The sequence below is a fragment of the Xenorhabdus indica genome (assembly GCF_014467235.1).
Taxonomy (GTDB): Bacteria; Pseudomonadota; Gammaproteobacteria; order Enterobacterales; family Enterobacteriaceae; genus Xenorhabdus; species Xenorhabdus indica.
Genome location: NZ_NKHP01000011.1, coordinates 128,320 through 153,428, shown reverse-complemented (window position 1 = coordinate 153,428; position 25,109 = coordinate 128,320). Strand labels below are relative to the sequence as shown.

23 protein-coding genes are annotated in these 25,109 nt (G+C 43.0%); 20 read left to right on the top strand and 3 right to left on the bottom strand.

What is annotated here, in order from left to right:
* Positions 1 to 482: 482 nt before the first annotated feature.
* On the top strand, positions 483 to 1,880 hold the full coding sequence (mdtD, locus tag Xind_RS10785) for a multidrug transporter subunit MdtD (RefSeq protein ID WP_047679057.1): 1,398 nt from the start codon (positions 483 to 485) through the stop codon (positions 1,878 to 1,880).
* A gap of 130 nt (positions 1,881 to 2,010) precedes the next feature.
* Here the strand turns inward: mdtD and rbsK are convergent, their stop codons facing one another.
* Entirely contained in the window at positions 2,011 to 2,940 is a 930-nt protein-coding gene (gene rbsK, locus Xind_RS10780) for a ribokinase (protein WP_047679056.1), read from the bottom strand.
* Positions 2,941 to 3,175: 235 nt separating this feature from the next.
* Here rbsK and ravA point away from each other — a divergent pair, with 235 nt between their 5' ends.
* Together ravA and viaA are read left to right on the top strand one after the other, a co-directional pair.
* Positions 3,176 to 4,678, top strand: a complete 1,503-nt coding sequence (gene ravA, locus Xind_RS10775; RefSeq protein ID WP_187650053.1) for an ATPase RavA — start codon at positions 3,176 to 3,178, stop codon at positions 4,676 to 4,678.
* A gap of 4 nt (positions 4,679 to 4,682) precedes the next feature.
* Positions 4,683 to 6,140: an ATPase RavA stimulator ViaA gene (gene viaA / locus Xind_RS10770; protein ID WP_187650052.1), complete on the top strand. Its 1,458-nt coding sequence runs from the start codon at positions 4,683 to 4,685 to the stop codon at positions 6,138 to 6,140.
* A 36-nt stretch (positions 6,141 to 6,176) separates the two neighbouring features.
* Here viaA and asnA read toward each other — a convergent pair whose 3' ends face one another.
* Positions 6,177 to 7,169, bottom strand: coding sequence for an aspartate--ammonia ligase (gene asnA / locus Xind_RS10765; RefSeq protein ID WP_047679053.1), 993 nt, complete (start codon positions 7,167 to 7,169; stop codon positions 6,177 to 6,179).
* Positions 7,170 to 7,335: 166 nt separating this feature from the next.
* Between asnA and asnC the strand changes: the two genes are divergently transcribed.
* The 15 genes from asnC to glmS all read left to right on the top strand — a co-directional run bounded on the left by asnC (position 7,336) and on the right by glmS (position 22,371).
* On the top strand, positions 7,336 to 7,797 hold the full coding sequence (gene asnC, locus Xind_RS10760; RefSeq protein WP_047679052.1) for a transcriptional regulator AsnC: 462 nt from the start codon (positions 7,336 to 7,338) through the stop codon (positions 7,795 to 7,797).
* A 91-nt stretch (positions 7,798 to 7,888) separates the two neighbouring features.
* Positions 7,889 to 8,329 (top strand): FMN-binding protein MioC, encoded by a 441-nt coding sequence (gene mioC, locus Xind_RS10755; protein WP_047679051.1) that lies wholly within the window; start codon positions 7,889 to 7,891, stop codon positions 8,327 to 8,329.
* Positions 8,330 to 8,711: 382 nt separating this feature from the next.
* Positions 8,712 to 10,601: a tRNA uridine-5-carboxymethylaminomethyl(34) synthesis enzyme MnmG gene (gene mnmG / locus Xind_RS10750; RefSeq protein WP_187650051.1), complete on the top strand. Its 1,890-nt coding sequence runs from the start codon at positions 8,712 to 8,714 to the stop codon at positions 10,599 to 10,601.
* 12 nt (positions 10,602 to 10,613) lie between these two features.
* Complete coding sequence (gene rsmG, locus Xind_RS10745) at positions 10,614 to 11,234, top strand: 16S rRNA (guanine(527)-N(7))-methyltransferase RsmG (RefSeq protein ID WP_187650050.1); 621 nt, start codon at positions 10,614 to 10,616, stop codon at positions 11,232 to 11,234.
* Between the two features lie 609 nt (positions 11,235 to 11,843).
* On the top strand, positions 11,844 to 12,221 hold the full coding sequence (atpI, locus tag Xind_RS10740; protein ID WP_047679048.1) for a F0F1 ATP synthase subunit I: 378 nt from the start codon (positions 11,844 to 11,846) through the stop codon (positions 12,219 to 12,221).
* Positions 12,222 to 12,252: 31 nt separating this feature from the next.
* Positions 12,253 to 13,077: a F0F1 ATP synthase subunit A gene (gene atpB / locus Xind_RS10735; RefSeq protein ID WP_047679047.1), complete on the top strand. Its 825-nt coding sequence runs from the start codon at positions 12,253 to 12,255 to the stop codon at positions 13,075 to 13,077.
* Positions 13,078 to 13,127: 50 nt separating this feature from the next.
* A complete protein-coding gene (gene atpE / locus Xind_RS10730; protein WP_047679046.1) occupies positions 13,128 to 13,370 on the top strand; it encodes a F0F1 ATP synthase subunit C in 243 nt (80 codons plus the stop codon).
* A gap of 54 nt (positions 13,371 to 13,424) precedes the next feature.
* On the top strand, positions 13,425 to 13,895 hold the full coding sequence (gene atpF, locus Xind_RS10725; RefSeq protein ID WP_047679045.1) for a F0F1 ATP synthase subunit B: 471 nt from the start codon (positions 13,425 to 13,427) through the stop codon (positions 13,893 to 13,895).
* 12 nt (positions 13,896 to 13,907) lie between these two features.
* Complete coding sequence (gene atpH, locus Xind_RS10720; protein WP_047679044.1) at positions 13,908 to 14,441, top strand: F0F1 ATP synthase subunit delta; 534 nt, start codon at positions 13,908 to 13,910, stop codon at positions 14,439 to 14,441.
* A 14-nt stretch (positions 14,442 to 14,455) separates the two neighbouring features.
* Positions 14,456 to 15,997 carry a F0F1 ATP synthase subunit alpha gene (atpA, locus tag Xind_RS10715; RefSeq protein WP_047679043.1) on the top strand — a complete coding sequence of 514 codons (1,542 nt, stop codon included), beginning with the start codon at positions 14,456 to 14,458 and terminating at the stop codon, positions 15,995 to 15,997.
* A 59-nt stretch (positions 15,998 to 16,056) separates the two neighbouring features.
* Positions 16,057 to 16,920, top strand: a complete 864-nt coding sequence (gene atpG / locus Xind_RS10710; protein ID WP_038267015.1) for a F0F1 ATP synthase subunit gamma — start codon at positions 16,057 to 16,059, stop codon at positions 16,918 to 16,920.
* A gap of 34 nt (positions 16,921 to 16,954) precedes the next feature.
* A complete protein-coding gene (gene atpD / locus Xind_RS10705) occupies positions 16,955 to 18,337 on the top strand; it encodes a F0F1 ATP synthase subunit beta (RefSeq protein WP_047679042.1) in 1,383 nt (460 codons plus the stop codon).
* 21 nt (positions 18,338 to 18,358) lie between these two features.
* Positions 18,359 to 18,781, top strand: coding sequence for a F0F1 ATP synthase subunit epsilon (locus tag Xind_RS10700; protein ID WP_047679041.1), 423 nt, complete (start codon positions 18,359 to 18,361; stop codon positions 18,779 to 18,781).
* 231 nt (positions 18,782 to 19,012) lie between these two features.
* Positions 19,013 to 20,404 carry a bifunctional UDP-N-acetylglucosamine diphosphorylase/glucosamine-1-phosphate N-acetyltransferase GlmU gene (glmU, locus tag Xind_RS10695; protein WP_047679063.1) on the top strand — a complete coding sequence of 464 codons (1,392 nt, stop codon included), beginning with the start codon at positions 19,013 to 19,015 and terminating at the stop codon, positions 20,402 to 20,404.
* Between the two features lie 137 nt (positions 20,405 to 20,541).
* Positions 20,542 to 22,371 (top strand): glutamine--fructose-6-phosphate transaminase (isomerizing), encoded by a 1,830-nt coding sequence (gene glmS / locus Xind_RS10690; protein ID WP_187650049.1) that lies wholly within the window; start codon positions 20,542 to 20,544, stop codon positions 22,369 to 22,371.
* Between the two features lie 203 nt (positions 22,372 to 22,574).
* Here the strand turns inward: glmS and Xind_RS10685 are convergent, their stop codons facing one another.
* Positions 22,575 to 23,066: a GNAT family N-acetyltransferase gene (locus Xind_RS10685; RefSeq protein ID WP_187650048.1), complete on the bottom strand. Its 492-nt coding sequence runs from the start codon at positions 23,064 to 23,066 to the stop codon at positions 22,575 to 22,577.
* Between the two features lie 85 nt (positions 23,067 to 23,151).
* Between Xind_RS10685 and Xind_RS10680 the strand changes: the two genes are divergently transcribed.
* Positions 23,152 to 24,096, top strand: coding sequence for a LysR family transcriptional regulator (locus tag Xind_RS10680; RefSeq protein WP_047679036.1), 945 nt, complete (start codon positions 23,152 to 23,154; stop codon positions 24,094 to 24,096).
* A 194-nt stretch (positions 24,097 to 24,290) separates the two neighbouring features.
* Positions 24,291 to 25,028: a DNA methyltransferase gene (locus Xind_RS10675; RefSeq protein ID WP_187650047.1), complete on the top strand. Its 738-nt coding sequence runs from the start codon at positions 24,291 to 24,293 to the stop codon at positions 25,026 to 25,028.
* Positions 25,029 to 25,109: the final 81 nt, after the last annotated feature.

Genomic DNA, 25,109 nt, shown 5'->3' with positions numbered 1-25,109 from the left:
GAATTAACTGTTTCAGTCACTCTTCAAGACTTTAATCTTTCTGGCCTTTCGGCCTTGTCGATAATGTCCTGCGAGTGCCCACACAGATTGTCTGATTAATTTGTTAAAGAGCAATGCAACCGAACGTTCGTTCCGGGTTGCGAGGCTGCGTATCTTACGCTTTCCTCTCAGCGTGTCAAGCCTTTATTTTCGCGGCTTCTCACGCTTGTCATCCCGACTGGTTTGTGTGTTTGTCGTGACAACGGATGCGCATTATAGGGAGTTTTCCGGCGCTGACAATAGTTTTTTTGCATTTTTTTTCTGTTCGCATTTTTTTTCAACAAAAGCGGCAGAAAAGTTCTTTTTTCACTCAATAAGTGGTGCTATTGACAACAATTTTAAAATCCATGCGGTGCAACTCGAAATCTGTTGGGTATATTTTTATGTATTAAAATGTTACTTAGTTACTAAATCATCATTATTACAACATGACAGGAAATCTGATGGTCAAATCCGCACGCAATATGTCGGGATTACCTTGGATTGCAGCGATGGCTTTTTTTATGCAATCTCTGGATGCAACAATCCTTAATACAGCTCTGCCGGCAATTGCTAAAAGCCTTAACCATTCTCCACTAGCAATGCAACCTGCTATTGTCAGTTACACTTTAACTGTAGCGATGTTGATTCCTGTCAGTGGCTGGTTAGCTGATAGGTTTGGCACCCGACTGGTTTTCATTTATGCCGTATCCCTCTTTTCTTTAGGTTCTCTCGCTTGCGCATTATCCAGCTCTCTCTCCCTTTTAGTGATTTCACGCGTTGTTCAAGGGATCGGCGGCGCTATGATGATGCCAGTTGCTCGCTTAGCTTTATTACGGGCTTATCCACGTAGCGAACTGTTACCTGTTCTGAATTTTGTCACAATGCCTGGATTGCTTGGCCCAATTTTGGGCCCTCTTCTTGGAGGAGTGTTAGTAACTTACGCAACATGGCATTGGATATTCATTATCAATATTCCCATCGGTTTACTGGGTATTATTTATGCCAGGAAACATATGCCCAACTTTACCATGCCAAAGAGCCCCTTTGATTTTCTGGGCTTCATAATGTTCAGCTCAGGCTTAGTGATGCTTTCGGTCAGTCTGGATTTATTTGGTAATGATACGTTGTCTAATTATGTTCCGACAGCAGTGTTAGCTGTAGGTGTCATTATGCTGTCTGGGTATTGTATCTATGCCCAAAGGCATCCCAATCCACTTATTGATCTCAAGTTATTTGAAACCAGAACATTTTCAGTTGGTATCGGCAGTAATATTGCTACCCGTTTGAGTACAGGATCACTTTCTTTTCTTATTCCACTGATGTTACAGGTAGGTTTTGGTTACTCAGCAATTATTGCAGGTATTATGATGGCACCAAATGCTATTGGTTCTATCTTGGCAAAATCTTTTGTCACCCAGATACTGGCCAGATTCGGATACAGAAATACTCTATTTTGGGTCACTGTTATTATTGGATTAATGATTACCCAGTTTTCACTACAATCACCAGCATTGTCACTCGTGTTTTTGATCATTCCTCTATTTATATTGGGAATGGTTATGTCTACTCAATTTACAGCAATGAACACAATTACTCTTGGTGACTTAAATGAGGATAATGCCAGTGCCGGAAATAGCTTGCTGGCGGTGTCTCAACAGTTATCCATCAGCTTAGGTGTCACAGTCAGTGCAGCAATTCTGCGATTTTATGAGTCAGTGAGTTATGGTTCTACAATAGATCACTTTCACTATACGTTTATCACTATAGGTTCGATTACTCTGGTTTCTGCTTTTATCTTTCTGTTCTTAAATAAAGAGGATGGCAGCAACTTGGTTAAGAAAAAGCGAACTAAAAAATAATGTTGTTAACGTTGACTTACAGAATCAACAGGCCATCAATGCGTTTTTGCAACAAAGTCTCTATACACAGCGGAGCATTCAGTTAGGTTACTTTCGATATTAAGAATTAAACTACCATAGTAGCCACAAATTAACCCTGTTCAACCAGAAATGCATCAATTTCACTTCGCCACGGAACAGAAGGCTGCGCACCATGACGTGTCACCGCTATTGCCGCCGCGGCATGAGCAAAACGAATCGCCGATAATATTTCTTTCCCTTCCAATATTCCCGTCACTAAAACACCATTAAATGTGTCTCCTGCTGCAATCGTATCAATGGCTTTTACTTCAAACCCGGATACAACTTTTCCTTGTTTACCTTTCTCACTATACCATACTCCACGGCTTCCCAGCGTGATGATAACCGTTTCGATGCCTTTATTATGCAACGACTGAGCTGCTTTTTCGGCTCCGGCATCATCTGTTACCGAGACGCCTGTCAGATACTCTGCTTCTGTTTCATTGGGAGTAATAATATCCACTAGAGAAAGTAGCCGATCTGAGATTTTTTGGGCCGGAGCAGGATTCAAGATCACTTTGGTGTTGTGTTTTTTCGCTATTTCCGCAGCAAGTTGCACTGTGTCCAATGGCGTTTCAAGCTGTAGTAACAATGCATTCGCGTCTTTAATCACTTGCTCATAACGACGGAGATATTCTGGTGTAAGCGCACCATTCGCTCCGGCATTAATGCCAATGATATTTTCTCCCTGCTGATTGACAAAAATCAGCGCTACGCCAGTTGCTTCACCAGCAATAACTTCAATAGCAGAAGTATTGATATTATCTTTCACCAGTTGTTGGAGGACCTGTTCCCCAATATCATCCTGCCCAATACAAGCAATAAATGTAATGTTAGCCCCGCAACGGCCAGCAGCAACCGCCTGATTTGCTCCTTTTCCTCCGAATGCTACCTGATACCGCTCCCCTTGCACGGTTTCTCCCGGCCGAGGAAATGATTTGAGATTCAAGATGTGATCGACATTGATACTACCCATCACTACCAGTTTTGCCATACTCATTGCATTTATTCCTGCTAAATAATTTTAGTATATTGTCTTTAATCTGAGCCGCCAAAATGGCAGTCCCAACTTGAACTTCTTAAACAATCATTATCAATACAGAGATTAAATCAGGTATTCTCTGAATAGACTCAGGACAACAAAAGCTCAATAAACTCTCATTAAAGTCTTTGCATAGAATACATTTTACCTATAAATAAATGGAGGTAATTATTCAAACTGCGGCGTTCACAATATGCAATTGGTTGAGAAAATATCCCAGTTAAGCCAGTATCTGGAAAGTGGGCTATATGAAAGACGACAAGCTATTCGTCTTTGTCTGCTGGCAGCCTTATGTGGAGAAAGTGTTTTTCTTCTTGGCCCGCCGGGGATAGCCAAAAGTCTGATAGCACGTCGGCTAAAATTTGCTTTTCAGCGTGCTCATGCTTTTGAATATTTAATGACACGCTTTTCCACTCCAGAAGAAATTTTCGGTCCCCTTTCAATTCAAGCACTCAAAGATGAAGGGCGTTACCAACGCCTTACTGAAGGTTATTTACCAGAAGCAGAAATTGTTTTTCTGGATGAAATCTGGAAAGCGGGACCGGCCATTTTGAATACGTTGTTGACAACAATTAATGAAAAAAAATTCAGGAATGGTAATCAGGAAGAACAGTTACCAATGAGGCTGTTAATCACAGCGTCTAATGAACTGCCTGATGCCGATAAGAGTCTGGAAGCCCTCTATGATCGCCTATTGATCCGCCTCTGGCTGGACAATATTCAAGAAAAGAAAAATTTTCGTGCCCTACTCACCGATCACCGTGATGAAAACTCTAACCCTGTACCGGATCATTTTCAAATTACAGATGAAGAGTTTGATCAATGGCAGGAGAAAATAAGCCACATCTCTTTACCGGATCCTATTTTCGAGTTGATCTATCAATTGCGCCAGCAAATTCATGCTACAGAGCATGTCCCCCGCGTTTCAGATCGTCGATGGAAAAAGTCCATTCGTTTATTACAAGCCAGTGCATTTTTCAGTGGGAGAAACCGTATATCTCCACTGGATCTAGTGTTATTAAAAAATTGCCTATGGCACGATCTAAATAGTTTAAAATATTTGCCACAACTCCTGCATAACTTACTGACAGAACAAGCTTATCAACAACGTGCCTTGATGCAAAAAATGGATGAGCTATACCAACAGTGGATAAACTCCAGACAAGATGAAAATCATCATTTCCCCTTGCAACTAATCACGAAATCATCATTTTTGGGTCGTCATACACACTATACTCTCCCGGAAAATATCCATGAAAAAAAGCTGACACTATTTCTGTACCCTTCATTAAATCTACATGATCTTGCAGTTAACTTTATCGAAATAGATAAAAATGCATTGGAAAATTCACTTAAAAATAACAATAGAGTATTGCTTATCCGATTAAACGGAATAGGTTTTCCACAAAAAATTCCTTTTGAAATTAACGAAAAAAATCAGATTGAAATTCTAGATACCAGCCGAAACAGTGCAGTTTTATGCCGATTTGAACAACAGCTCATTCTGGAAGAAAAGGTAAAGGTGCAATGGAATGCAAAATGGCTTTCTATACATGACGAAATTCAACAACAACACCAATTATTTAACCAACATCAACCCTGTTTATTTATAGAAGAACACTGGATTGCCAATATTGAGCAAAGTTTTCTCCAATTAACCGAAAGGTTAAAACAGCTACGATCAAAAGTGGGGTAGTAACATGCTAGCTTTAACAACACTTGATCTTTTGCTAGCCATTAATGAAAGTGAATTGATAGAGGAAACTATTTCAACGCTATTAAGCTCCCCTCAATTGGTCGCTTTCTGTAAAAAATTCCCAAAATTTAAAAAATCATTGCAGAAAGACATTCCAAACTGGCAGCAAACATTACGGCAAAAGCTCAAAGATGCCATTGTTCCTGTTCTTTTGGCCGAAGAATTTCAGTTATATCAACAAATAATAACTACAGAACCTGCTGTTTTTTACCGGCAACTTCCTCAACTTGTCGACAAACTCCAGCAAATCCAGTCTCCTTTTGCTAATGATGCTTTCACGTTGTGCGAAACATTATCTCAACACAGCCATGCAGGACATACGTTGTTTATTCAACGCTGGCGCAGCAGTTTGATCCTACAAGTCACAAAATTTCACAGGATACTGCTGGAACAAGAAAAAGATCAGTTACTGGCTGAGATCCAAAAACGATTAATAATCATGAATAACCTCGCTCCCGTATTTGACGAAAATGATCGTGCAGCGGGACGATTATGGGATATGAGCAAAGGACAACTTCATCTGGCAGCATATAAAATATCATTAATCACTCAATATGCTGAATTCCTCAAGCAACAATCTGAATTGGAAAAGCTGGCTCAATTATTAGGCCGTAACCAACCTGCTAAATCAATTCCAAAAAATAGTGCTGACCTGGAAGCTTTCCCAAAAATTGAACGTATGCCAGATACTGTACCGGAACAGGTAAATGGACTCCAACAGAGTGACGATATCCTGAGACTTTTACCCACAGAGCTGGCCATGTTGGGGATTAAGGAGCTGGAGTACGACTTTTATCGTCGGCTGATAGAAAAAAAATTACTAACTTATTGTCTACAAGGGGATAACTGGCAGACAAAAACCGTATTAAAACCCGTTATTCACCATGACAATGAAGAACAACCCCAGGGACCATTTATTGTCTGTGTAGATACTTCTGGATCGATGGGAGGGTTCAATGAGCGTTGTGCCAAAGCATTTTGTCTGGCCTTGATGCGTATTGCTCTGGCTGATAATCGTCAATGTCATATCATATTGTTCTCCACAGAGATCATTCATTATAACTTAACGTCACAAGATGGGCTGACTCAGGCTGTACATTTTCTGGGACAAACTTTTAGAGGAGGAACCGATCTGGCTTTCTGTCTTAAAACAGTAACGGAGAAAATGAAAGAGTCTATCTGGAGAAATGCTGACACTGTTGTTATTTCGGATTTCATTGCCCAGCGTTTGCCGGAAGAGCTAATCCATCAGATACAAAGTCTGCAACAGCACCAAAAACACCGCTTCCATGCGGTATCCCTGTCCAATTACGGGAAGCCCGGTATCATGCAGATATTTGATCATATTTGGCGCTTTGATACCGGAATTACAAGCCGTTTACTGCGGAAATGGCGGCATTGAGCCAAAAACCATCCGACTAAAATTTATAACACAGCCTTACAGCACACCTTCAACAGATTCAATGATCTCCGGTGACCAAACACCACACTGAACCTGACCAATATGTGCCATTTGCAACAGTAACATCACTAAGCGAGATTGACCAATACCACCACCGATGGTCTGTGGCATATCACCTTTTAGCAAAGATTGATGCCAATCGTATTGCAAACGCTCTTCATCACCAGTCAGTAAAAGCTGACGTTCCAGTGCTTCAACATCAACACGGATACCCATTGAAGAAATTTCAAACGCATCCTGCAAAACAGGGTTCCAGACGATAATGTCACCGTTCAGCCCTAAAAAACCATCGCTGTTTGGTGTCGTCCAATCGTCATAATCCGGTGCACGAACATCATGTGCCTGGCCATCAGACAACTTACCGCCGATCCCCATCAGGAAAATAGCACCAAATTCTTTGGCTGCTTCACGCTCACGACCTTTGGCATCCAGACCAGGATAACGTTTCAGAAGCTCTTCACTGTGAATGAAGTGAATTTGATCTGGCAGGAACGGTGCCAGACCAAATTCCTTACTGACTGCTTGTTGTGTTTCTTTTATCGCTTCGTAGATTTTACCTACTGTCTGTTTTAGATAGTCGAGTGAACGGTGACCTTCACCAACCACTTTTTCCCAATCCCACTGATCAACAAAGACCGAATGGATAGGAGTCAGGCGATCCTCATCAGGACGCAAAGCTTTCATGTGAGTATACAACCCTTGTTCTGCTTGAAAACCAAAGCGACCTAATGTCTTGCGTTTCCATTTAGCCAAAGAATGAACCACTTCAAAAGTGGCATCAGGCAATGTCTTAACTTTCACCTGTACGGCTTTCTCGTGGCCTGACAAGTTGTCTTGAGTTCCATCACCAAGACGGCTCAAAATTGGCCCCTGCACTTCGATTAAACCAAGTTGCTTCTCTAGCAGGCGTGAAAAGTAAGATTTCACAAAACTAATCTGTTGCTGTTTTTCAATAAAGGATGTTTTCATGATGCGACTCTCAAAATTTTTTAGTGACCCTGTGTCCTGTTGATATAGATTAAGCAACAAAATGGAGAACAAATTCAATATCTGATAATAAAAATATCCAAAAAGATTTATAAACGATAATTTTTACACTATAAAAATGAATATTATTCAAAAATAGGGATTAAAAATGGCGGAAATTTATCAGATCGACAATTTAGACCGTGACATCCTTCACGCTTTGATGGATAACGCGCGTACACCTTATGCAGAATTAGCCAAAAAATTCGCAGTCAGCCCAGGAACAATCCATGTCCGTGTGGAAAAAATGAAACAGGCAGGGATTATTTCAGGTACTCGAGTTGATATCAGTGCTAAGCAACTAGGGTTCGATGTGTGCTGTTTTATCGGCATTATCCTGAAAAGTGCTAAAGATTATCCGGCAGCATTACAGAAACTCGATAAACTGGATGAAGTGGTTGAAGTTTATTACACCACTGGACATTACAGTATATTTATCAAGGTAATGTGTCGTTCTATCGAATCCCTCCAGGATGTACTTATCAACAAGATCCAGACGATTGAAGAAATTCAGTCAACAGAGACGTTGATCTCCCTGCAAAACCCGATCATGAGGACAATCAGACCCTGAAATTAAAAGTAAATAACCACATTATCCACAAGTAGATCCCAGAAGATTCACAACGTACAATAGTTGTTCTTTAACGTTAGCAAGGATCAAGATGAGCACGATAACTTTAATCAGCGGTAGTACTATGGGTAGCGCTGAATACGTTGCTGAACACATGGCTGAGATCTTGGAAAATCATAGTTTTTCAACAAAAGTACTACACGGCCCTTCATTAGATGATCTTCCTCTGGAAGGGTTGTGGCTTGTGGTCACATCAACACATGGAGCTGGCGATTTACCGGAAAACCTACAACCTTTCGCAGATGCGATCATACAACAGCAACCAGATCTCAGCCGTGTGACATTTGGTGCAGTGGGTATTGGTAGTTCTGAATATGACACATTCTGTGGCGCTATAAGATCATTGGAACAATTATTGGAAGATCACAAAGCAAAAAGGATCGGCGATCGACTGGAAATAGACATCCAACAACACGAAATACCCGAAGATCCAGCCGAAGAATGGGTCAAAGAGTGGGCAAAGTTACTCTGATCAGATTAAAAATATAGCGATTAACTGTGGATAACTTTGATAAAAAGCAGGGGTTAACTCGTAGTTATCCATTTAATAACTGAGGCAGAATCTATCAACTGTGAATAACACGGCTTTTAGATCCCAGTTTATCCTACGTTGGATCACGGATCATTCACAACAAATGATCCTTTTCAGTGTTATGATCTTTCGATAGAAAATTCACTTATCCACAGATGATCGTGATCCTAATAAAAGATCCAATAAAGAGATCTTTAAATAAAAAGATCTTATTTTAAGTAATGATGATCAACTCCTACTTGGTCTAACGTCCAAACTTGAGTAGAATTCTCTTTCCCAATGCAAATTCATACGAAGCATTCTTACAATTAAAGGTTCGCACATGTTTTATCCAGAGCATTTTGACGTCATCATTATCGGCGGTGGTCACGCTGGTACTGAAGCAGCAATGGCAGCCGCACGTATGGGGCGTCAAACCTTATTACTGACTCACAACATTGATACTTTGGGCCAGATGTCATGTAATCCAGCCATTGGTGGGATCGGTAAAGGGCATCTGGTAAAAGAGATCGATGCACTTGGCGGTTTGATGGCAAAAGCAACCGATCTGGCTGGTATTCAGTTCAGAACACTTAATGCCAGCAAAGGCCCAGCTGTTCGAGCTACACGTGCACAAGCGGATCGTGTACTGTATCGACAGGCTGTAAGAACTGCATTGGAAAATCAATCTAACTTAATGATCTTCCAGCAATCTGTTGAGGATCTTATCGTTGAAAATGACGCTGTTACTGGTGTTGTTACACGTATGGGTTTAAAATTTAAGGCAAAGTCTGTTGTTTTAACAGTAGGTACTTTCCTTGACGGAAAAATTCATATTGGTTTAGAAAATTACAGTGGTGGACGTGCTGGTGATCCTCCTGCAATCGCTTTATCACATCGTTTACGTGAATTACCTCTGCGTGTTTCTCGCCTGAAAACAGGCACTCCGCCTCGTATTGATGCTCGAACCATTGATTTTAACCAGCTTGAACAACAATTCGGTGATAACCCAACACCTGTATTCTCATTCATGGGCACCATGGATCAACATCCGCAACAGATCCCGTGTTATATCACCCATACCAATGAAAAAACCCATGCAGTGATCCGGGATAACTTGGATCGCAGCCCGATGTATGCGGGGATCATCGAAGGGATCGGCCCACGCTATTGTCCTTCTATCGAAGATAAAGTCATGCGTTTCGCAGATCGCAACACGCATCAGATCTTCCTTGAACCAGAAGGACTCACCAGCAACGAAATCTATCCAAATGGGATTTCAACCAGTTTGCCATTTGACGTACAAATGCAGATCGTTCACTCCATGAAAGGAATGGAAAATGCACGTATTGTTCGTCCAGGTTATGCGATCGAATATGATTTCTTTGATCCACGTGATTTAAAACAAACACTGGAAAGTAAATTTATTAACGGTCTTTTCTTTGCCGGGCAGATCAACGGAACGACAGGTTATGAAGAAGCAGCAGCACAAGGATTGCTGGCAGGCCTAAACGCTGCCCGTTATGCCACAGGTGAAGAAGGGTGGTTCCCTCGTCGTGATCAAGCCTATATTGGTGTTCTGGTTGATGATCTATGCACATTGGGAACAAAAGAACCCTACCGGATGTTCACATCACGTGCAGAATATCGCTTGATGTTACGTGAAGACAATGCAGATCTTCGTCTGACTGAAAAAGGTCGTGAACTGGGGTTAGTTGATGATCTACGTTGGGAACATTATTCCCGCAAAGTTGAAATGATTGAACAAGAGCGCCAGCGTTTACGCGATATCTGGGTTCATCCAAAATCTGACAACTTGGATGAAATCAATCAAATGCTGAAAACACCACTGTCGAAAGAAGCTAATGGTGAAGATTTACTGCGCCGCCCGGAAATGAACTACGAATTATTGACATCAATGTCACGTTTTGCACCAGGGCTGACAGAACCTCAGGCGGCAGATCAGGTTGAGATCCAAGTAAAATACGAAGGTTATATTGCCCGTCAGCAAGAAGAGATCGAAAAACAATTGCGCAATGAGAACACGGCATTACCTGTCGATCTGGATTATAAACACGTTAGTGGGCTTTCTAATGAAGTTGTTGCAAAACTAAATGACCATAAGCCAAGTTCAATTGGTCAAGCTTCACGTATTTCTGGTATCACACCAGCAGCGATCTCCATCTTACTGGTATGGCTGAAAAAACAGGGTTTATTGCGCCGTAGCGCCTAAGAGGACAAAGCTTTGCTTAACAAATTGGAATCTCTGTTGGCGAAGACCGACATTGTCTTATCGTTGGAGCAGAAACAACAGCTTATTGCTTATGTAGATATGCTCAATAAATGGAATAAGGCTTACAATCTGACATCTGTCCGGGATCCTGAGCAGATGTTAGTCCGGCATATCATGGATAGCATTATAGTCAATCCATTCTTACAGGGAGCACGATTTATTGATGTCGGTACAGGGCCTGGTTTGCCAGGCATTCCTTTGGCGATTGTGCGACCTGATTCTCATTTCACCTTATTGGATAGTTTGGGAAAACGAGTTCGTTTTTTGCGTCAGGTTCAACATGAATTGGGCCTCAATAACATTGAACCAGTACAGAGCAGGGTAGAAGAGTTTATTCCTGAAGTGCTTTTCAACGGCGTGATCAGCAGAGCATTTGCATCTTTACAAGATATGTTGTCATGGTGTCATCATCTCCCTGAAACCAATGATGGGCGTTTTTATGCTCTGAAAGGTGTGTTGCCGGAAGATGAGCTGGCTCAGTTACCTTTAGGGATCAGTCTTGATACTGTGGTCCCTCTGCAAATACCAGAACTGGAAGGGCAGCGTCATTTGGTTGTACTTAAACAAAACTGACTTTGCTGTTTATCAATAAAAGCTTAAATAATTAGTAACGCCAACCATAGTTATATTGTTACGGGTGTTACTAATTATATACCTCTATCGTTTCATTTTTATTTACGGATAGATCACAGAAAAATAACCTTCATTTTATATTGAGCAAATTGTTCTTTCTAAGAAGAGGCATCCATTTTCTTTATAAATAAATTTTAGAGAAAGTGTGAAAAATAAACCTTTAAGATTTCTTAGTGATATATCAGATAAAAATTGATAGCTATAATATTAATTATTTGATTTTATATGAAAAAATAAATGATTTTCATCACATATTTAATGGTTAGTGATATTAATGTTTTAATTTAGTGTGATATGTATCACGTTTAATTTTTGAGGCGATAGATTAATCGTTACAAAATATTAAATGGTATTTGTGAGCAATCTACCATCAAAGTTAGAAATTTAAATAATTATTCACTTTTTCGCTACTTATGGATTGAATTCATTTTGGCTGCCCGTATAATTTGCACGTTTTTGTCACTTGACACTCTTAAACAAAGACAGTTTTATACAACATTCAGCAAAGCCTGATATGCAATGGTGTACTTCAGGGAGAAAACAAAAGTCATGTCTGTATCCCTTTATAGCGGTAGAATTGCACTGAAACTGTTACTTTTGCAGTTAATGACTTTTGTTATTCTCAGTGCGGCTTTTTATACCAGAAGTATCGAATGGGGTGTTTCTGCTTTTGCTGGTGGGTTGGCATATTGGCTACCAAACGTCATTTTTATGCTGCTTACCCACTTCCAAAAGGCAAAAGAACGAAATGTTTCTGTACGTATTGCATGGTTCTTCGCTATTGGGGAAGGGGTTAAAGTTATCATTTCGATAGCTATGCTGATAGTTGCCTTAGGGGTGTTCAAGGCGGCATTTGCACCACTTGGTGTGGCCTATTTAGCGGTGCTGATTGTGCAGATCATCGCACCTGCCGTAATGAACGGTTAGTGTTTTTAACAATAAAAGGGTAAAAAGCATCATGTCTGCATCAGGAGAAGTTTCAACTTCAGAGTACATAAGTCACCACCTGAGACACCTTCAGTTAGACTTACGTACTTTTGAGTTGGTCAATCCCCACGCTAGTGGCTATGAAGCGACGTTCTGGACGTTGAACATTGACTCGCTTTTTTTCTCCGTCGTATTAGGGATGTTGTTTCTGTTTGTATTCAGGAGAGTCGCGGTTCGCGTTACTGATGGCGTACCGGGTAAATTCCAGACTGCAATAGAAATGATTATCGGTTTCGTTGATAACACTGTACGTGATATGTATCACGGGAAGAGCAAAGTGATTGCCCCTTTGGCTTTGACTGTGTTCGTCTGGGTGTTGTTGATGAACGCGTTGGACTTGCTGCCAATCGATTTCATTCCTTTGATCGGTGAACGTGTCTTCGGCTTGCCTGCTCTGCGTATTGTTCCAACAGCAGATGTTAGTGTCACCTTGTCGATGGCGCTTGGCGTCTTTGTCCTCATCCTGTTTTATAGCATTAAGATGAAAGGAATCGGTGGTTTTGCGAAGGAGCTGACATTGCAGCCTTTCAATCATCCACTGTTTATTCCGATTAACTTAATTCTGGAAGGGGTCAGCTTGCTGTCTAAACCTATATCACTCGGTCTGCGACTGTTTGGTAATATGTATGCTGGCGAACTGATCTTTATTCTTATTGCGGCTCTCTTACCGTTTTGGTCACAGTGGATGCTCAGCCTGCCGTGGGCGATTTTCCACATACTGATTATTACGTTACAAGCCTTTATTTTCATGGTTCTGACGATCGTTTATCTGTCGATGGCATCTGAAGAGCATTAATTTCTATCAATCATTAATAATGTTTTAACTGAAACAAACTGGAGACTGTCATGGATATAAACATGGATCTGCTGTACATAGCTGCCGCTATTCTAATGGGTTTGGCTGCTATCGGTGCTGCGATCGGTATCGGCATCCTTGGGGGCAAATTCTTGGAAGGCGCTGCTCGTCAGCCTGATCTGATCCCTCTGCTGCGTACTCAGTTCTTTATCGTTATGGGTCTGGTTGACGCCATCCCGATGATCGCTGTGGGCCTGGGCTTGTATATGATGTTCGCTGTTGGTGCCAAGTAACTAGTAGAACAGAAAATTACGCCGATTCATTAATTGAAATAGAGGTATTGTGCCGTGAATATTAACGCAACAATCCTCGGCCAGGCCATCGCGTTTGTCCTGTTTGTTTTGTTCTGTATGAAGTATGTATGGCCACCAATCATGGCGGCCATTGAAAAGCGTCAGAAAGAGATTGCTGACGGTTTGGCTTCAGCAGAGCGTGCTAAAAAGAACCTGGACTTAGCGCAAGCCAATGCGACCGACCAACTGAAAAAAGCGAAAGCAGACGCGCAAGCTATCATCGAGCAGGCTAACAAACAAAAAGCCCAGATGATTGATGATGCCAGAGCAGAAGCTGAGCTGGAACGTAACAAAATTGTAGCGCAGGCTTATGCTGAAGTTGAAGCTGAACGCAAGCGCGCTCGTGAAGAGCTACGTAAACAGGTTGCGATGTTGGCTATCGCTGGTGCCGAGAAAATCATCGAACGTTCCGTGGATGAAGCTGCTAACAGCGACATCGTTGATAAACTGGTCGCTGAACTGTAAGGAGGGAGGGGCATGTCTGAATTTGCTACTGTAGCTCGCCCCTACGCCAAAGCAGCTTTTGACTTTGCTGTGGAACACCAATCTCTCGAACATTGGCAGAACATGCTGGCGTTCGTTGCTGAGGTAACTCGCAATGAGCAGGTTGGTGAGCTGCTTTCCGGTTCATTAGCACCGGAAACGTTAGCCAATACCTTTATCACCATTTGTGGTGAGCAGGTAGATGAGCATGCTCATAACTTTATTCGTGTAATGGCAGAAAATGGTCGCTTGCTGGTGTTACCAGAAGTCTTCCAGCAATTTATCCAATTGCGTGCATCACTGGAATCAACTATTGATGTTGAAGTGATATCTGCATCCGAACTAAATGAGCAGCAGCAGGCTAAAATTTCTGCGGCGATGGAAAAACGTCTGTCACGCAAAGTGAAGCTGAATTGCAAAATTGACAAGTCTGTTATTGCCGGCGTGATTATCCGTGCGGGTGACATGGTGATCGATGGCAGTATTCGTGGCCGTCTGGATCGTTTAACAGACGTCTTGCAGTCTTAAGGGGACTGGAGCATATGCAACTGAATTCCACCGAAATCAGCGAACTGATCAAACAGCGTATTGCTCAGTTCAATGTCGTGAGCGAAGCTCACAATGAAGGTACGATTGTTTCCGTTAACGACGGTATCATTCGTATCCACGGTTTAGCCGATGTCATGCAGGGTGAAATGATCTCTCTGCCTGGCAACCGTTATGCAATTGCACTGAACCTGGAGCGTGACTCCGTTGGTGCTGTTGTGATGGGCCCGTATGCTGACTTGGCCGAAGGCATGAAAGTCAAGTGTACTGGTCGTATTTTGGAAGTACCTGTTGGTCGTGGTCTGCTTGGTCGTGTTGTTAATACACTGGGTGAGCCAATTGATGGTAAAGGCGCTGTTGAGCATGATGGTTTCTCACCTGTTGAAGTCATTGCTCCGGGTGTTATCGATCGTCAATCCGTTGATCAGCCTGTCCAGACAGGTTACAAATCTGTTGATGCCATGATCCCAATCGGCCGTGGTCAGCGTGAGCTGGTTATCGGTGACCGTCAGACCGGTAAAACTGCTCTGGCTATTGATGCGATCATCAACCAACGTGATTCCGGTATCAAATGTATCTATGTTGCGATTGGTCAGAAAGCATCAACCATTGCTAACGTAGTTCGTAAACTGGAAGAGCACGGCGCACTGGAAAACACAATTGTCGTTGTTGCATCTGCTTCAGAGTCTGCGGCATTGCAATATCTGGCACCATATTCCGGCTGTGCGATGGGTGAATACTTCCGCGATCGTGGGGAAGATGCCCTGATTGTTTACGATGACCTGTCTAAACAGGCTGTTGCTTACCGTCAGATTTCTCTGTTGCTGCGTCGTCCACCTGGACGTGAAGCATTCCCAGGTGACGTTTTCTACCTGCACTCCCGTCTGCTGGAGCGTGCAGCGCGTGTTAGCGCTGACTATGTAGAAAAATTCACTCATGGTGAAGTGAAAGGCCAAACAGGTTCTCTGACTGCGCTGCCAATCATCGAAACCCAGGCTGGTGACGTTTCTGCATTCGTACCAACAAACGTTATCTCAATCACTGATGGTCAGATCTTCCTTGAATCTGCTCTGTTCAACGCAGGTATTCGTCCGGCAGTTAACCCAGGGATTTCTGTATCCCGTGTAGGTGGGGCTGCTCAGACCAAGATTATCAAGAAACTGTCTGGTGGTATCCGTACAGCTCTGGCTCAGTATCGTGAACTGGCGGCATTCTCCCAGTTTGCATCTGATTTGGATGATGCGACTCGTAAGCAGTTGGATCACGGCCAGAAAGTGACTGAACTGCTGAAACAGAAACAGTATCAGCCAATGTCAATTGCGCAACAAGCTCTGTCTCTGTTTGCTGCTGAGCGTGGCTATCTGGAAGATGTCGAAATCGCGAAAGTGGTCAGTTTCGAATCTGCGCTGTTGGCATATGCCAGCCATGAACATGCTGATCTTCTGAAAGAGATTGACCAGTCTGGCGATTACAACGGAGAGATTGAAGCGAAGCTGAAAGCTCTGTTGGATTCCTTCAAGGCGACTCAGTCCTGGTAACACTATTCGGCCCTGTTTAATTGAACACGGGCCGTCTGGTTGAATTCGGAGAAGCAGAAATGGCCGGCGCAAAAGAGATACGTACCAAAATCGCCAGTGTGCAAAACACGCAGAAAATCACTAAAGCGATGGAAATGGTCGCCGCGTCCAAAATGCGTAAAACGCAGGATCGCATGGCGGCCAGCCGTCCTTATGCAGAGACCATTCGCAGTGTGATTGGACACCTTGCGTTAGGGAATCTGGAATACAAACACCCATACCTTGAAGAGCGTGAAGTGAAACGCGTTGGGTACGTGGTTGTTTCGACTGACCGTGGTTTATGTGGCGGTTTGAACATTAACTTGTTCAAAAAATTGCTGATAGAAATGAAAGACTGGTCTGATAAAAAAGTCCAGGTTGATTTGGCACTTATTGGATCAAAAGCGGTTTCTTTCTTTTCTTCTGTTGGTGGCAACATTGTTGCCCAGGTAACAGGGATGGGAGATAACCCATCATTGTCCGAGTTGATCGGGCCAGTCAGCGTCATGATGCAAGCATATGACGAAGGGCGTCTGGATAAATTGTATATAGTGACAAACAAGTTCAACAATACAATGTCCCAGGTTCCGACAATCACTCAGTTATTGCCTCTGCCAGCCGGAGACGATGAAACACTGAAGAAGAAGTCCTGGGATTATCTGTATGAACCTGATCCTAAGGCGCTGTTGGATACCCTGCTGCGCCGCTATATAGAATCGCAAGTTTATCAGGGCGTCGTTGAAAACCTGGCTAGTGAACAGGCCGCACGGATGGTAGCGATGAAAGCCGCAACCGATAATGGCGGCAACCTGATCAAAGAGTTGCAGTTGGTTTACAACAAGGCTCGTCAGGCCAGCATCACTCAGGAACTCACCGAAATCGTTTCGGGTGCTTCTGCGGTTTAATAGCTAGGTTTACGAATTACGTAGAGGATTCAAGATGGCTACTGGAAAGATTATCCAGGTAATCGGCGCCGTGGTGGACGTCGAATTCCCTCAGGACAACGTACCAAAAGTGTACGATGCTCTTGAGGTTAAAAACGGTGAAGAAAAACTGGTGCTGGAAGTTCAGCAGCAGTTAGGCGGCGGTATCGTTCGCTGTATTGCAATGGGTACCTCTGATGGTCTGCGCCGTAATTTAGACGTAGTTGATTTGGGGCATCCAATTGAAGTACCAGTAGGTGAAGCGACATTGGGTCGTATCATGAACGTACTGGGTGATCCAATTGATATGAAAGGTGAGATTGGCGAAAAAGAGCGTTGGTCAATTCACCGTACTGCACCAACCTATGAAGAGTTGTCTAACTCTCAGGAACTGCTGGAAACCGGTATTAAGGTTATGGACTTGATCTGCCCATTTGCAAAAGGGGGTAAGGTTGGTCTGTTTGGTGGTGCGGGTGTAGGTAAGACCGTTAACATGATGGAATTGATCCGTAACATCGCGGTCGAACATTCCGGTTACTCTGTATTTGCCGGTGTCGGTGAACGTACCCGTGAAGGTAACGATTTCTATCATGAAATGACGGATTCAAACGTACTGGACAAAGTATCTCTGGTATACGGTCAGATGAATGAGCCACCAGGAAACCGTCTGCGTGTTGCCCTGACTGGTCTGACTATGGCGGAAAAATTCCGTGATGAAGGACGTGACGTTCTGTTGTTCGTCGATAACATTTATCGTTATACCCTGGCAGGTACAGAAGTATCAGCACTATTGGGTCGTATGCCATCTGCGGTAGGTTATCAGCCAACATTGGCGGAAGAGATGGGGGTTCTGCAAGAACGTATCACCTCAACCAAAACGGGTTCAATCACTTCTGTACAGGCCGTTTACGTTCCTGCGGATGACTTGACTGACCCATCACCAGCGACAACTTTTGCTCACTTGGACGCAACTGTTGTATTGAGCCGTCAGATCGCCTCTCTGGGTATTTACCCGGCGGTTGATCCTCTGGATTCAACCAGCCGTCAGCTTGATCCACTTGTTGTTGGTCAAGAGCACTATGATGTTGCTCGTGGTGTTCAGTCAATCCTGCAACGTTATCAGGAACTGAAAGATATTATCGCCATTCTGGGTATGGATGAACTGTCAGAAGATGACAAACTGGTTGTTGCTCGTGCTCGTAAGATCCAGCGCTTCCTGTCTCAGCCATTCTTCGTTGCAGAAGTATTTACCGGTTCACCAGGTAAGTTCGTTCCTCTGAAAGACACTATCCGTGGCTTCAAAGGCATCCTGAACGGTGATTATGACCACCTGCCAGAGCAGGCGTTCTACATGGTTGGTACCATCGAAGAAGCTGTGGAAAAAGCGAAAAAGCTTTAATACGGTTGACGGGAGGTTGATATGGCTGCAATGACGTTCTCCCTGAACGTAGTCAGCGCTGAAAAACTAATGTTTGAAGGGCTGGTACAGAAAATTCAGGTGACTGGCAGTGAAGGTGAGTTGGGGATTTATCCTCAACACACTCCACTGCTTACTGCCATAAAACCGGGCATGATACGTATTGTTAAGCAGTTTGGTGAAGAAGAGTTTATCTACCTGTCAGGTGGTATTCTGGAAGTTCAGCCAAACGGCGTGATCGTACTGGCCGATACAGCGATCCGTGGTAAGGATTTGGATGAAGCCAAAGTGCTTGAAGCCAAGCGCAAGGCGGAAGAACATATCCGTAACTCCCACGGCGATGTTGATTATGCTCAGGCATCTGCTGAATTGTCGAAAGCGATTGCAAAACTTCGTGTAATCGAGCTGACAAAAAAGCTGATGTAGGATTGACCCGATTTCAGGTTTCAGTCGTACAAGCTATAACTTGAAAAATAAAGGGAACAGGCAGTAGATAAAAAGCCAGTTAGTAAAGCTAACTGGCTTTTTTGCATTGCGAAATATGTAGCAATTTATTTCGTAAACAGGTTTACTTTCACACTTAAGATTAGAATTGTCAGGTTTCTTATGTCTATTACACCTCAAGCAATTGTTCCGAATCCAGTTACTCCTAAGCCGATGAGTGCAAAAAGTGTTGTTATTCTGGCTGCTGGAAAGGGAACTCGGATGTATTCTGATCTCCCTAAAGTTTTGCACTTATTGGCAGGCAAGCCGATGGTTCAGCATGTTATTGATACAGCAATGGCATTGGGTGCCCAGCAAGTTCACTTGGTGTATGGGCATGGCGGTGATTTGATGAAACAAACACTTGCAAACCAAAAAATTGCTGGCCAAAAACTAAATTGGGTACTGCAAGCAGAACAGTTAGGTACTGGTCATGCTATGCAGCAGGCTGCACCACACTTTGTGGATGATGAAGATATTCTGATCCTCTATGGTGATGTGCCTCTGATTGCTAAAGATACGTTAGAGCGTCTTATCGAGGCTAAGCCAAAAGGTGGTATTGGTTTATTGACTGCTATTTTGGATAATCCAACCGGATATGGCCGTATCATTCGTGAAAATGGCGAAGTGACAGGCGAAGTAACGGGTATAGTCGAACAAAAAGATGCAACTGACGAACAGCGTAAAATTAACGAAATCAACACCGGTATTTTGGTAGCAAATGGGGGTGATTTGAAACGCTGGTTATCCAAATTGGAAAACAATAATGCGCAGGGTGAATATTACCTCACTGATGTTATTGCACTCGCACATAAAGAAGGCCGTCAGATAAAAGCAGTTCATCCAAGCCGTTTAAGTGAAATGGAAGGGGTTAATAATCGCCTTCAACTTTCTGCATTGGAACGTATTTACCAGTCTGAGCAGGCGGAAAAATTATTGCTGGCAGGCGTCATGTTACTGGATCCGGCGCGTTTTGATTTGCGCGGAACACTAGAACATGGACGCGATATCATCATTGATACCAATGTGATTATTGAAGGTCATGTTGTATTGGGGAATAACGTTCAGATAGGCTCTGGTTGTATTCTGAAAAATTGCGTTATTAGTGATGGTGCAGTCATTAGCCCTTATACTGTCATTGAAGATTCTGAAATCGGCTCTGAATGTACTGTGGGGCCTTTTGCTCGTTTACGTCCAGGTTCTAAACTGGCGGAAAAAGCACATGTTGGCAATTTCGTGGAAATGAAAAAATCTTCCCTCGGCTTAGGTTCTAAGGCGGGACACCTGGCTTATCTTGGTGATTCTGAAATTGGCAATAATGTCAATATCGGTGCAGGAACCATTACCTGTAACTATGATGGTGCTAATAAATTTAAGACCATTATTGGCGATGACGTATTTGTGGGTTCTGATACCCAACTCGTTGCACCTGTAAACGTTGCTAAAGGTGCGACTATCGGAGCAGGAACCACGGTAACAAAAGATGTTGCTGAGAATGAGCTGGTCATCAGTCGTGTCAGGCAAACTCATATTCAGGGCTGGAAACGTCCCGTTAAGAAAAAATAAAATATATACATAATAAAAATCCCCATCTCTACCAAGCTCAGGGGCCGGCAAAGCCAGAACGCGATTTGCCGTAAGACAATCAGGTTGTACGACATAAAAAGGGCGTTGATTAGCCCTAGTTTTTAGGAATGAAACACATGTGTGGAATCGTTGGTGCAGTAGCACAGCGTGATATAGCAGAAATATTGATCGAAGGTCTTCGTCGTCTGGAGTACCGTGGCTATGATTCTGCGGGTATGGCCGTTGTCGATAGCGAAAATCAGCTAACTCGTCTGCGTGAAGTGGGCAAAGTACAAATGTTGGCTGATGAAGCGGATAAACAGCCTGTTATCGGTGGTACAGGTATTGCTCATACTCGTTGGGCGACACACGGAGAACCAAGTGAGCGCAACGCGCATCCTCATGTTTCTGAACATATTGCGGTTGTACATAACGGTATTATTGAAAACCATGAAGAACTGCGTGAAGAATTGAAAGCACGTGGTTACAGCTTCTCTTCTGATACCGATACTGAAACCATTGCTCATCTTGTTCACTGGGAACAGCAACAAGGCGGCTCATTGCTGGAAGTGGTACAGCGTGTTATACCACAGTTGCGTGGCGCTTATGGCACCGTCATTATGGACAGCCATCAACCAGACTTGCTGATAGCGGCACGTTCTGGTAGCCCATTAGTCGTTGGATTGGGTATCGGTGAAAACTTCTTGGCATCTGACCAACTGGCATTACTGCCTGTGACTCGCCGCTTTATCTATCTGGAAGAAGGTGACATCGTAGAAGTTACTCGCCGTACCGTTCGCATTTTTGATACACAAGGTGAAGCGGTTGAACGTGAGCAGATTGAATCCAATGTTCAGTATGATGCGGGTGATAAAGGTATCTACCGTCACTACATGCAGAAAGAGATTTACGAGCAGCCAATGGCAATTAAAAACACGCTGGAAGGCCGTTTGATCCATGGTGAAGTAAATCTGTCAGAGTTGGGTGCTAACGCAGAAGAATTACTGTCTCAGGTTGAACATATCCAGATCGTTGCCTGTGGAACTTCTTTCAATGCCGGTATGGTTTCACGCTACTGGTTTGAATCACTGGCGGGTATCCCGTGTGATGTGGAAATTGCCTCTGAATTCCGTTATCGCAAGCCAGCACGTCGTAAAGGAAGTCTGCTAATCACACTATCCCAATCTGGTGAAACAGCAGATACCTTAGCGGCACTGCGTTTATCCAAAGAGTTGGGTTATCTGACTTCATTGACTATCTGTAACGTAGCGGGTTCATCTCTGGTACGCGAATCTGACTTTGCCCTGATGACCAAAGCGGGCGCAGAAATTGGTGTTGCATCCACTAAAGCCTTTACTACTCAGTTAACTGTATTGCTGATGCTTGTGGCGTACATGGGACGCCTGAAAGGTGCTGATGCTTCTCTCGAACAAAATATTGTTCATGCACTGCATGCTCTGCCAAGCCGCATTGAAAGCATGTTGTCGAAGGACAAGGTTATCGAATCACTGGCTGAAGATTTCTCAGAAAAACATCACGCACTGTTCTTGGGCCGTGGCGATCAGTACCCAATCGCCGTTGAAGGTGCCCTGAAACTGAAAGAGATCTCCTACATTCACGCAGAAGCTTACGCTGCGGGTGAATTAAAACACGGGCCACTGGCACTGATTGATGCAGATATGCCGGTGATCATCGTCGCACCAAACAACGAACTGCTGGAAAAACTGAAATCCAACATTGAAGAAGTCCGCGCCCGTGGTGGATTGCTGTATGTCTTCGCTGATCAGGATGCAGGTTTCACCGACAGTGAAAACATGAAGATTATCTCTCTGCCACACGTAGAAGAGTTGATCGCTCCGATTTTCTATACCGTGCCGCTGCAATTGCTGTCTTATCACGTTGCATTGATTAAAGGCACAGATGTGGATCAGCCGAGGAATCTGGCGAAGTCGGTGACGGTGGAGTAACAGTATCATACTCCACTAATATGGTGTGGGATGACAAAATAGATCTAAACGAGACACTAGAGTTGTAAATTGAATAAATCCGGTTGTGCTGTATAAAAAGCATACCGGATTTTTTTATGGACAGATCGAAACAGTCACTTTCAGAGCCGGATATTGGGTTTACTACAAATATCCGGTGGAGTGATGTCAGGCTGCGTAGTCAGTTATAAAGTCATAATCATTTCATGCCAGGCCATGCCGCCATGGTCAGATTCGGAAGGTTTGATATATTCATAACCAAATTTCTTATACAAATCGACGTGATGAGTTTTACACATTAGATGAATCGCCTTCTTGCCCTGCTGTTTCATTAAGACAATAAATTCCCGCATTATGAGTGTAGCGTAGCCTTTGCCCTGATATGCAGGATCCAGCACCACCGACATAATCACAACGTTAGGTGCAGCAGCATCATGTCCAACCAATTCTTTGAACTCTTCATCTGACATCACGACTTCCCAGGCGCAGCCGGAGTTGATGAAGCCGACAACCTTGTCGTCCACTTCCAGGCATAAAAAACCTTCAGGATATTGTTGAATACGAGTGGCGATTTTTTCACGTGTTGCGGCCTCATCTCCTTCGTAAGCTTCTGTTTCAATTGCAAAACAACGGTCAAGATCCGTCATTTTAACTTTGCGAAATACAGGCTGCATCATAACATTCCCGTCAATGATTAAATATGGACAGCGCTGTTGTACCAGCTTATTATAATGCTAATACTGCATTTTATTCAGATAAAAAATGAAAGTTATGCATTCTTTCTTACGTAATATCGATCTCAACCTTTTGCTGGTTTTTGATGTGCTTTACCGCCAAAGAAAAGTTAATGAAGCAGCGAATGAACTTGCTATTAGCCCTTCTGCACTTAGTCATGCTCTGTCCAGACTAAGAATGTCGTTAGATGACCCGCTATTCATTAGATTAGATGGCCAAATGCGGCCAACCGCTAAAGCTGAACTCATCGCCCCTTCAATCACTGGTGCGTTAGCTAGCCTGTCCGCAAGTCTTAACACGAATGAGACATTTGATCCTGCCACCAATCATCAGGTGTTCCGTTTCGCGGTGACAGACTATACGGCAGCGGCTTTCTTCCCTGTGTTTATAGCTCGATTACAAAAGCTTGCCCCTAATATTGTTACCAAGGTGGTTTATTCATCAGGCTTTGATTCGTCAGATGATTTGCTCACCGGTAAAGTTGATTTTGCTGTGGGGTTTGAAGAAGGAGTGGCAGTACAACGTAAGGGTATTATGGCGATCGAAGGTTTTCAGGATGAGTATGTAGTGGCAGTCAGGAAAAAACATTCATTTATCCAAGAATCTCTTTCAATTGAAGATTACCTCTCTGTTGGCCATGTGGTAGTCAATCCCTGGAATGAACCCCATGGCACCATTGATCGTCTTTTGAAAGGGCTTAATGTCAAACGCAAGATTGTGGTGGAATTGCCAAGTCTGATGCCTGCTCCCCTGATTGTCGCTAACACTGATCTGGCCATTACTATGCCGAAAAGAGCCATAACAACCCTGTTTACTGCTACAGACTTAGCCGTATTTCCCACGCCATTCACCATTCCGCCTTATCGCTTAAAAGTGTATTTCAATCCAAGCTATAGCAATACCAAAGCCCACGATTGGATGAAAGAACAAATAGCCACGGCTAGCTCACTAGATGCTATTTGTCCCACCTAAAAGCTCTGAATGGTAGGACGCTTAGGCTTTAGTTTTTATGTTAATAGGGTTTTCAGACTTTCAATGTATTAGGAATTCTTTACTACACTTAAACGGTAACTTGCTGTGATTAAGGCAATGCTTTAACCGTTTAACGAAGAATATGAACCACGAGCATGAGTTTTGCTCAGTTGGCAATAAATGGAATTCCTCTGATGACAATTGAAAAAATCACCCTGAATTACCCAGAGTCCAAGAGTGCGGATATCACTCAAAAAAATATCGCTCAACTTAAACAACTTTTTCCTGAGGTATTTTCTGAAGGAAAAATTGACTTTGATGCTTTGAAAACGGTTCTTGGTGAGGCGATTGACGATAGCGACGAACGCTATAACTTTACATGGCACGGTAAGGCGCAATCACGTTTGATTGCGCAAACACCTTCGACAGGAACCCTACGTCCTTGTAAAGAAGAAAGTGTGAATTGGGATACCACAAAGAACCTTTTTATTGAAGGTGATAACCTTGAAGTCCTTAAAATATTACAAAAGTCTTACCATAAAAAGATAAAGATGATCTATATCGATCCGCCATATAATACCGGGAGCGATTTTGTTTATAAAGATAATTATCATGATAATATAAGGAACTATTTAGAAGTAACTCGGCAAATTAATATCAATGGACAATTGAATTCAACTAATAGAGAAACCTCTGGTAGGTATCACTCAAACTGGCTGAATATGATATTTTCACGGTTGCTCGTTGCTAAAAACTTACTTCATCCAGAAGGAATGATCTATATATCTATAGATGATAATGAAGTTTTTAATTTAGTGAAAGTTTGTGAGGAAATGTTTGGATATGATGCTGTTAAAATCATTGTGGTTAAAATGAGTGAAGCGAGTGGTCTAAAAATGGCTAATGTCAAAAAACTAAATACCTTTTCATAATTATGAGACTTCCATATTTCCTATTCCTTTCCAGCTACTTGCTGAGGCTGTATTCAAAAAGATCTTAATTTTTTTGATCAA

Excerpts from the sequence above, each read along its gene's own strand:
- ravA (WP_187650053.1), top strand. The coding sequence starts at position 3,176 with ATGCAATTGGTTGAGAAAATATCCCAGTTAAGCCAGTATCTGGAAAGT.
- viaA (WP_187650052.1), top strand. The coding sequence starts at position 4,683 with ATGCTAGCTTTAACAACACTTGATCTTTTGCTAGCCATTAATGAAAGT.
- asnC (WP_047679052.1), top strand. The coding sequence starts at position 7,336 with ATGGCGGAAATTTATCAGATCGACAATTTAGACCGTGACATCCTTCAC.
- Xind_RS10680 (WP_047679036.1), top strand. The coding sequence starts at position 23,152 with ATGAAAGTTATGCATTCTTTCTTACGTAATATCGATCTCAACCTTTTG.
- mdtD (WP_047679057.1), top strand. The coding sequence starts at position 483 with ATGGTCAAATCCGCACGCAATATGTCGGGATTACCTTGGATTGCAGCG.
- atpE (WP_047679046.1), top strand. The coding sequence starts at position 13,128 with ATGGATATAAACATGGATCTGCTGTACATAGCTGCCGCTATTCTAATG.
- atpI (WP_047679048.1), top strand. The coding sequence starts at position 11,844 with ATGTCTGTATCCCTTTATAGCGGTAGAATTGCACTGAAACTGTTACTT.
- atpA (WP_047679043.1), top strand. The coding sequence starts at position 14,456 with ATGCAACTGAATTCCACCGAAATCAGCGAACTGATCAAACAGCGTATT.
- glmU (WP_047679063.1), top strand. The coding sequence starts at position 19,013 with ATGAGTGCAAAAAGTGTTGTTATTCTGGCTGCTGGAAAGGGAACTCGG.
- Xind_RS10675 (WP_187650047.1), top strand. The coding sequence starts at position 24,291 with ATGACAATTGAAAAAATCACCCTGAATTACCCAGAGTCCAAGAGTGCG.
- glmS (WP_187650049.1), top strand. The coding sequence starts at position 20,542 with ATGTGTGGAATCGTTGGTGCAGTAGCACAGCGTGATATAGCAGAAATA.
- atpB (WP_047679047.1), top strand. The coding sequence starts at position 12,253 with ATGTCTGCATCAGGAGAAGTTTCAACTTCAGAGTACATAAGTCACCAC.
- Xind_RS10700 (WP_047679041.1), top strand. The coding sequence starts at position 18,359 with ATGGCTGCAATGACGTTCTCCCTGAACGTAGTCAGCGCTGAAAAACTA.
- atpH (WP_047679044.1), top strand. The coding sequence starts at position 13,908 with ATGTCTGAATTTGCTACTGTAGCTCGCCCCTACGCCAAAGCAGCTTTT.
- Xind_RS10685 (WP_187650048.1), bottom strand. The coding sequence starts at position 23,066 with ATGATGCAGCCTGTATTTCGCAAAGTTAAAATGACGGATCTTGACCGT.
- mnmG (WP_187650051.1), top strand. The coding sequence starts at position 8,712 with ATGTTTTATCCAGAGCATTTTGACGTCATCATTATCGGCGGTGGTCAC.
- atpG (WP_038267015.1), top strand. The coding sequence starts at position 16,057 with ATGGCCGGCGCAAAAGAGATACGTACCAAAATCGCCAGTGTGCAAAAC.
- atpD (WP_047679042.1), top strand. The coding sequence starts at position 16,955 with ATGGCTACTGGAAAGATTATCCAGGTAATCGGCGCCGTGGTGGACGTC.
- mioC (WP_047679051.1), top strand. The coding sequence starts at position 7,889 with ATGAGCACGATAACTTTAATCAGCGGTAGTACTATGGGTAGCGCTGAA.
- rbsK (WP_047679056.1), bottom strand. The coding sequence starts at position 2,940 with ATGAGTATGGCAAAACTGGTAGTGATGGGTAGTATCAATGTCGATCAC.
- asnA (WP_047679053.1), bottom strand. The coding sequence starts at position 7,169 with ATGAAAACATCCTTTATTGAAAAACAGCAACAGATTAGTTTTGTGAAA.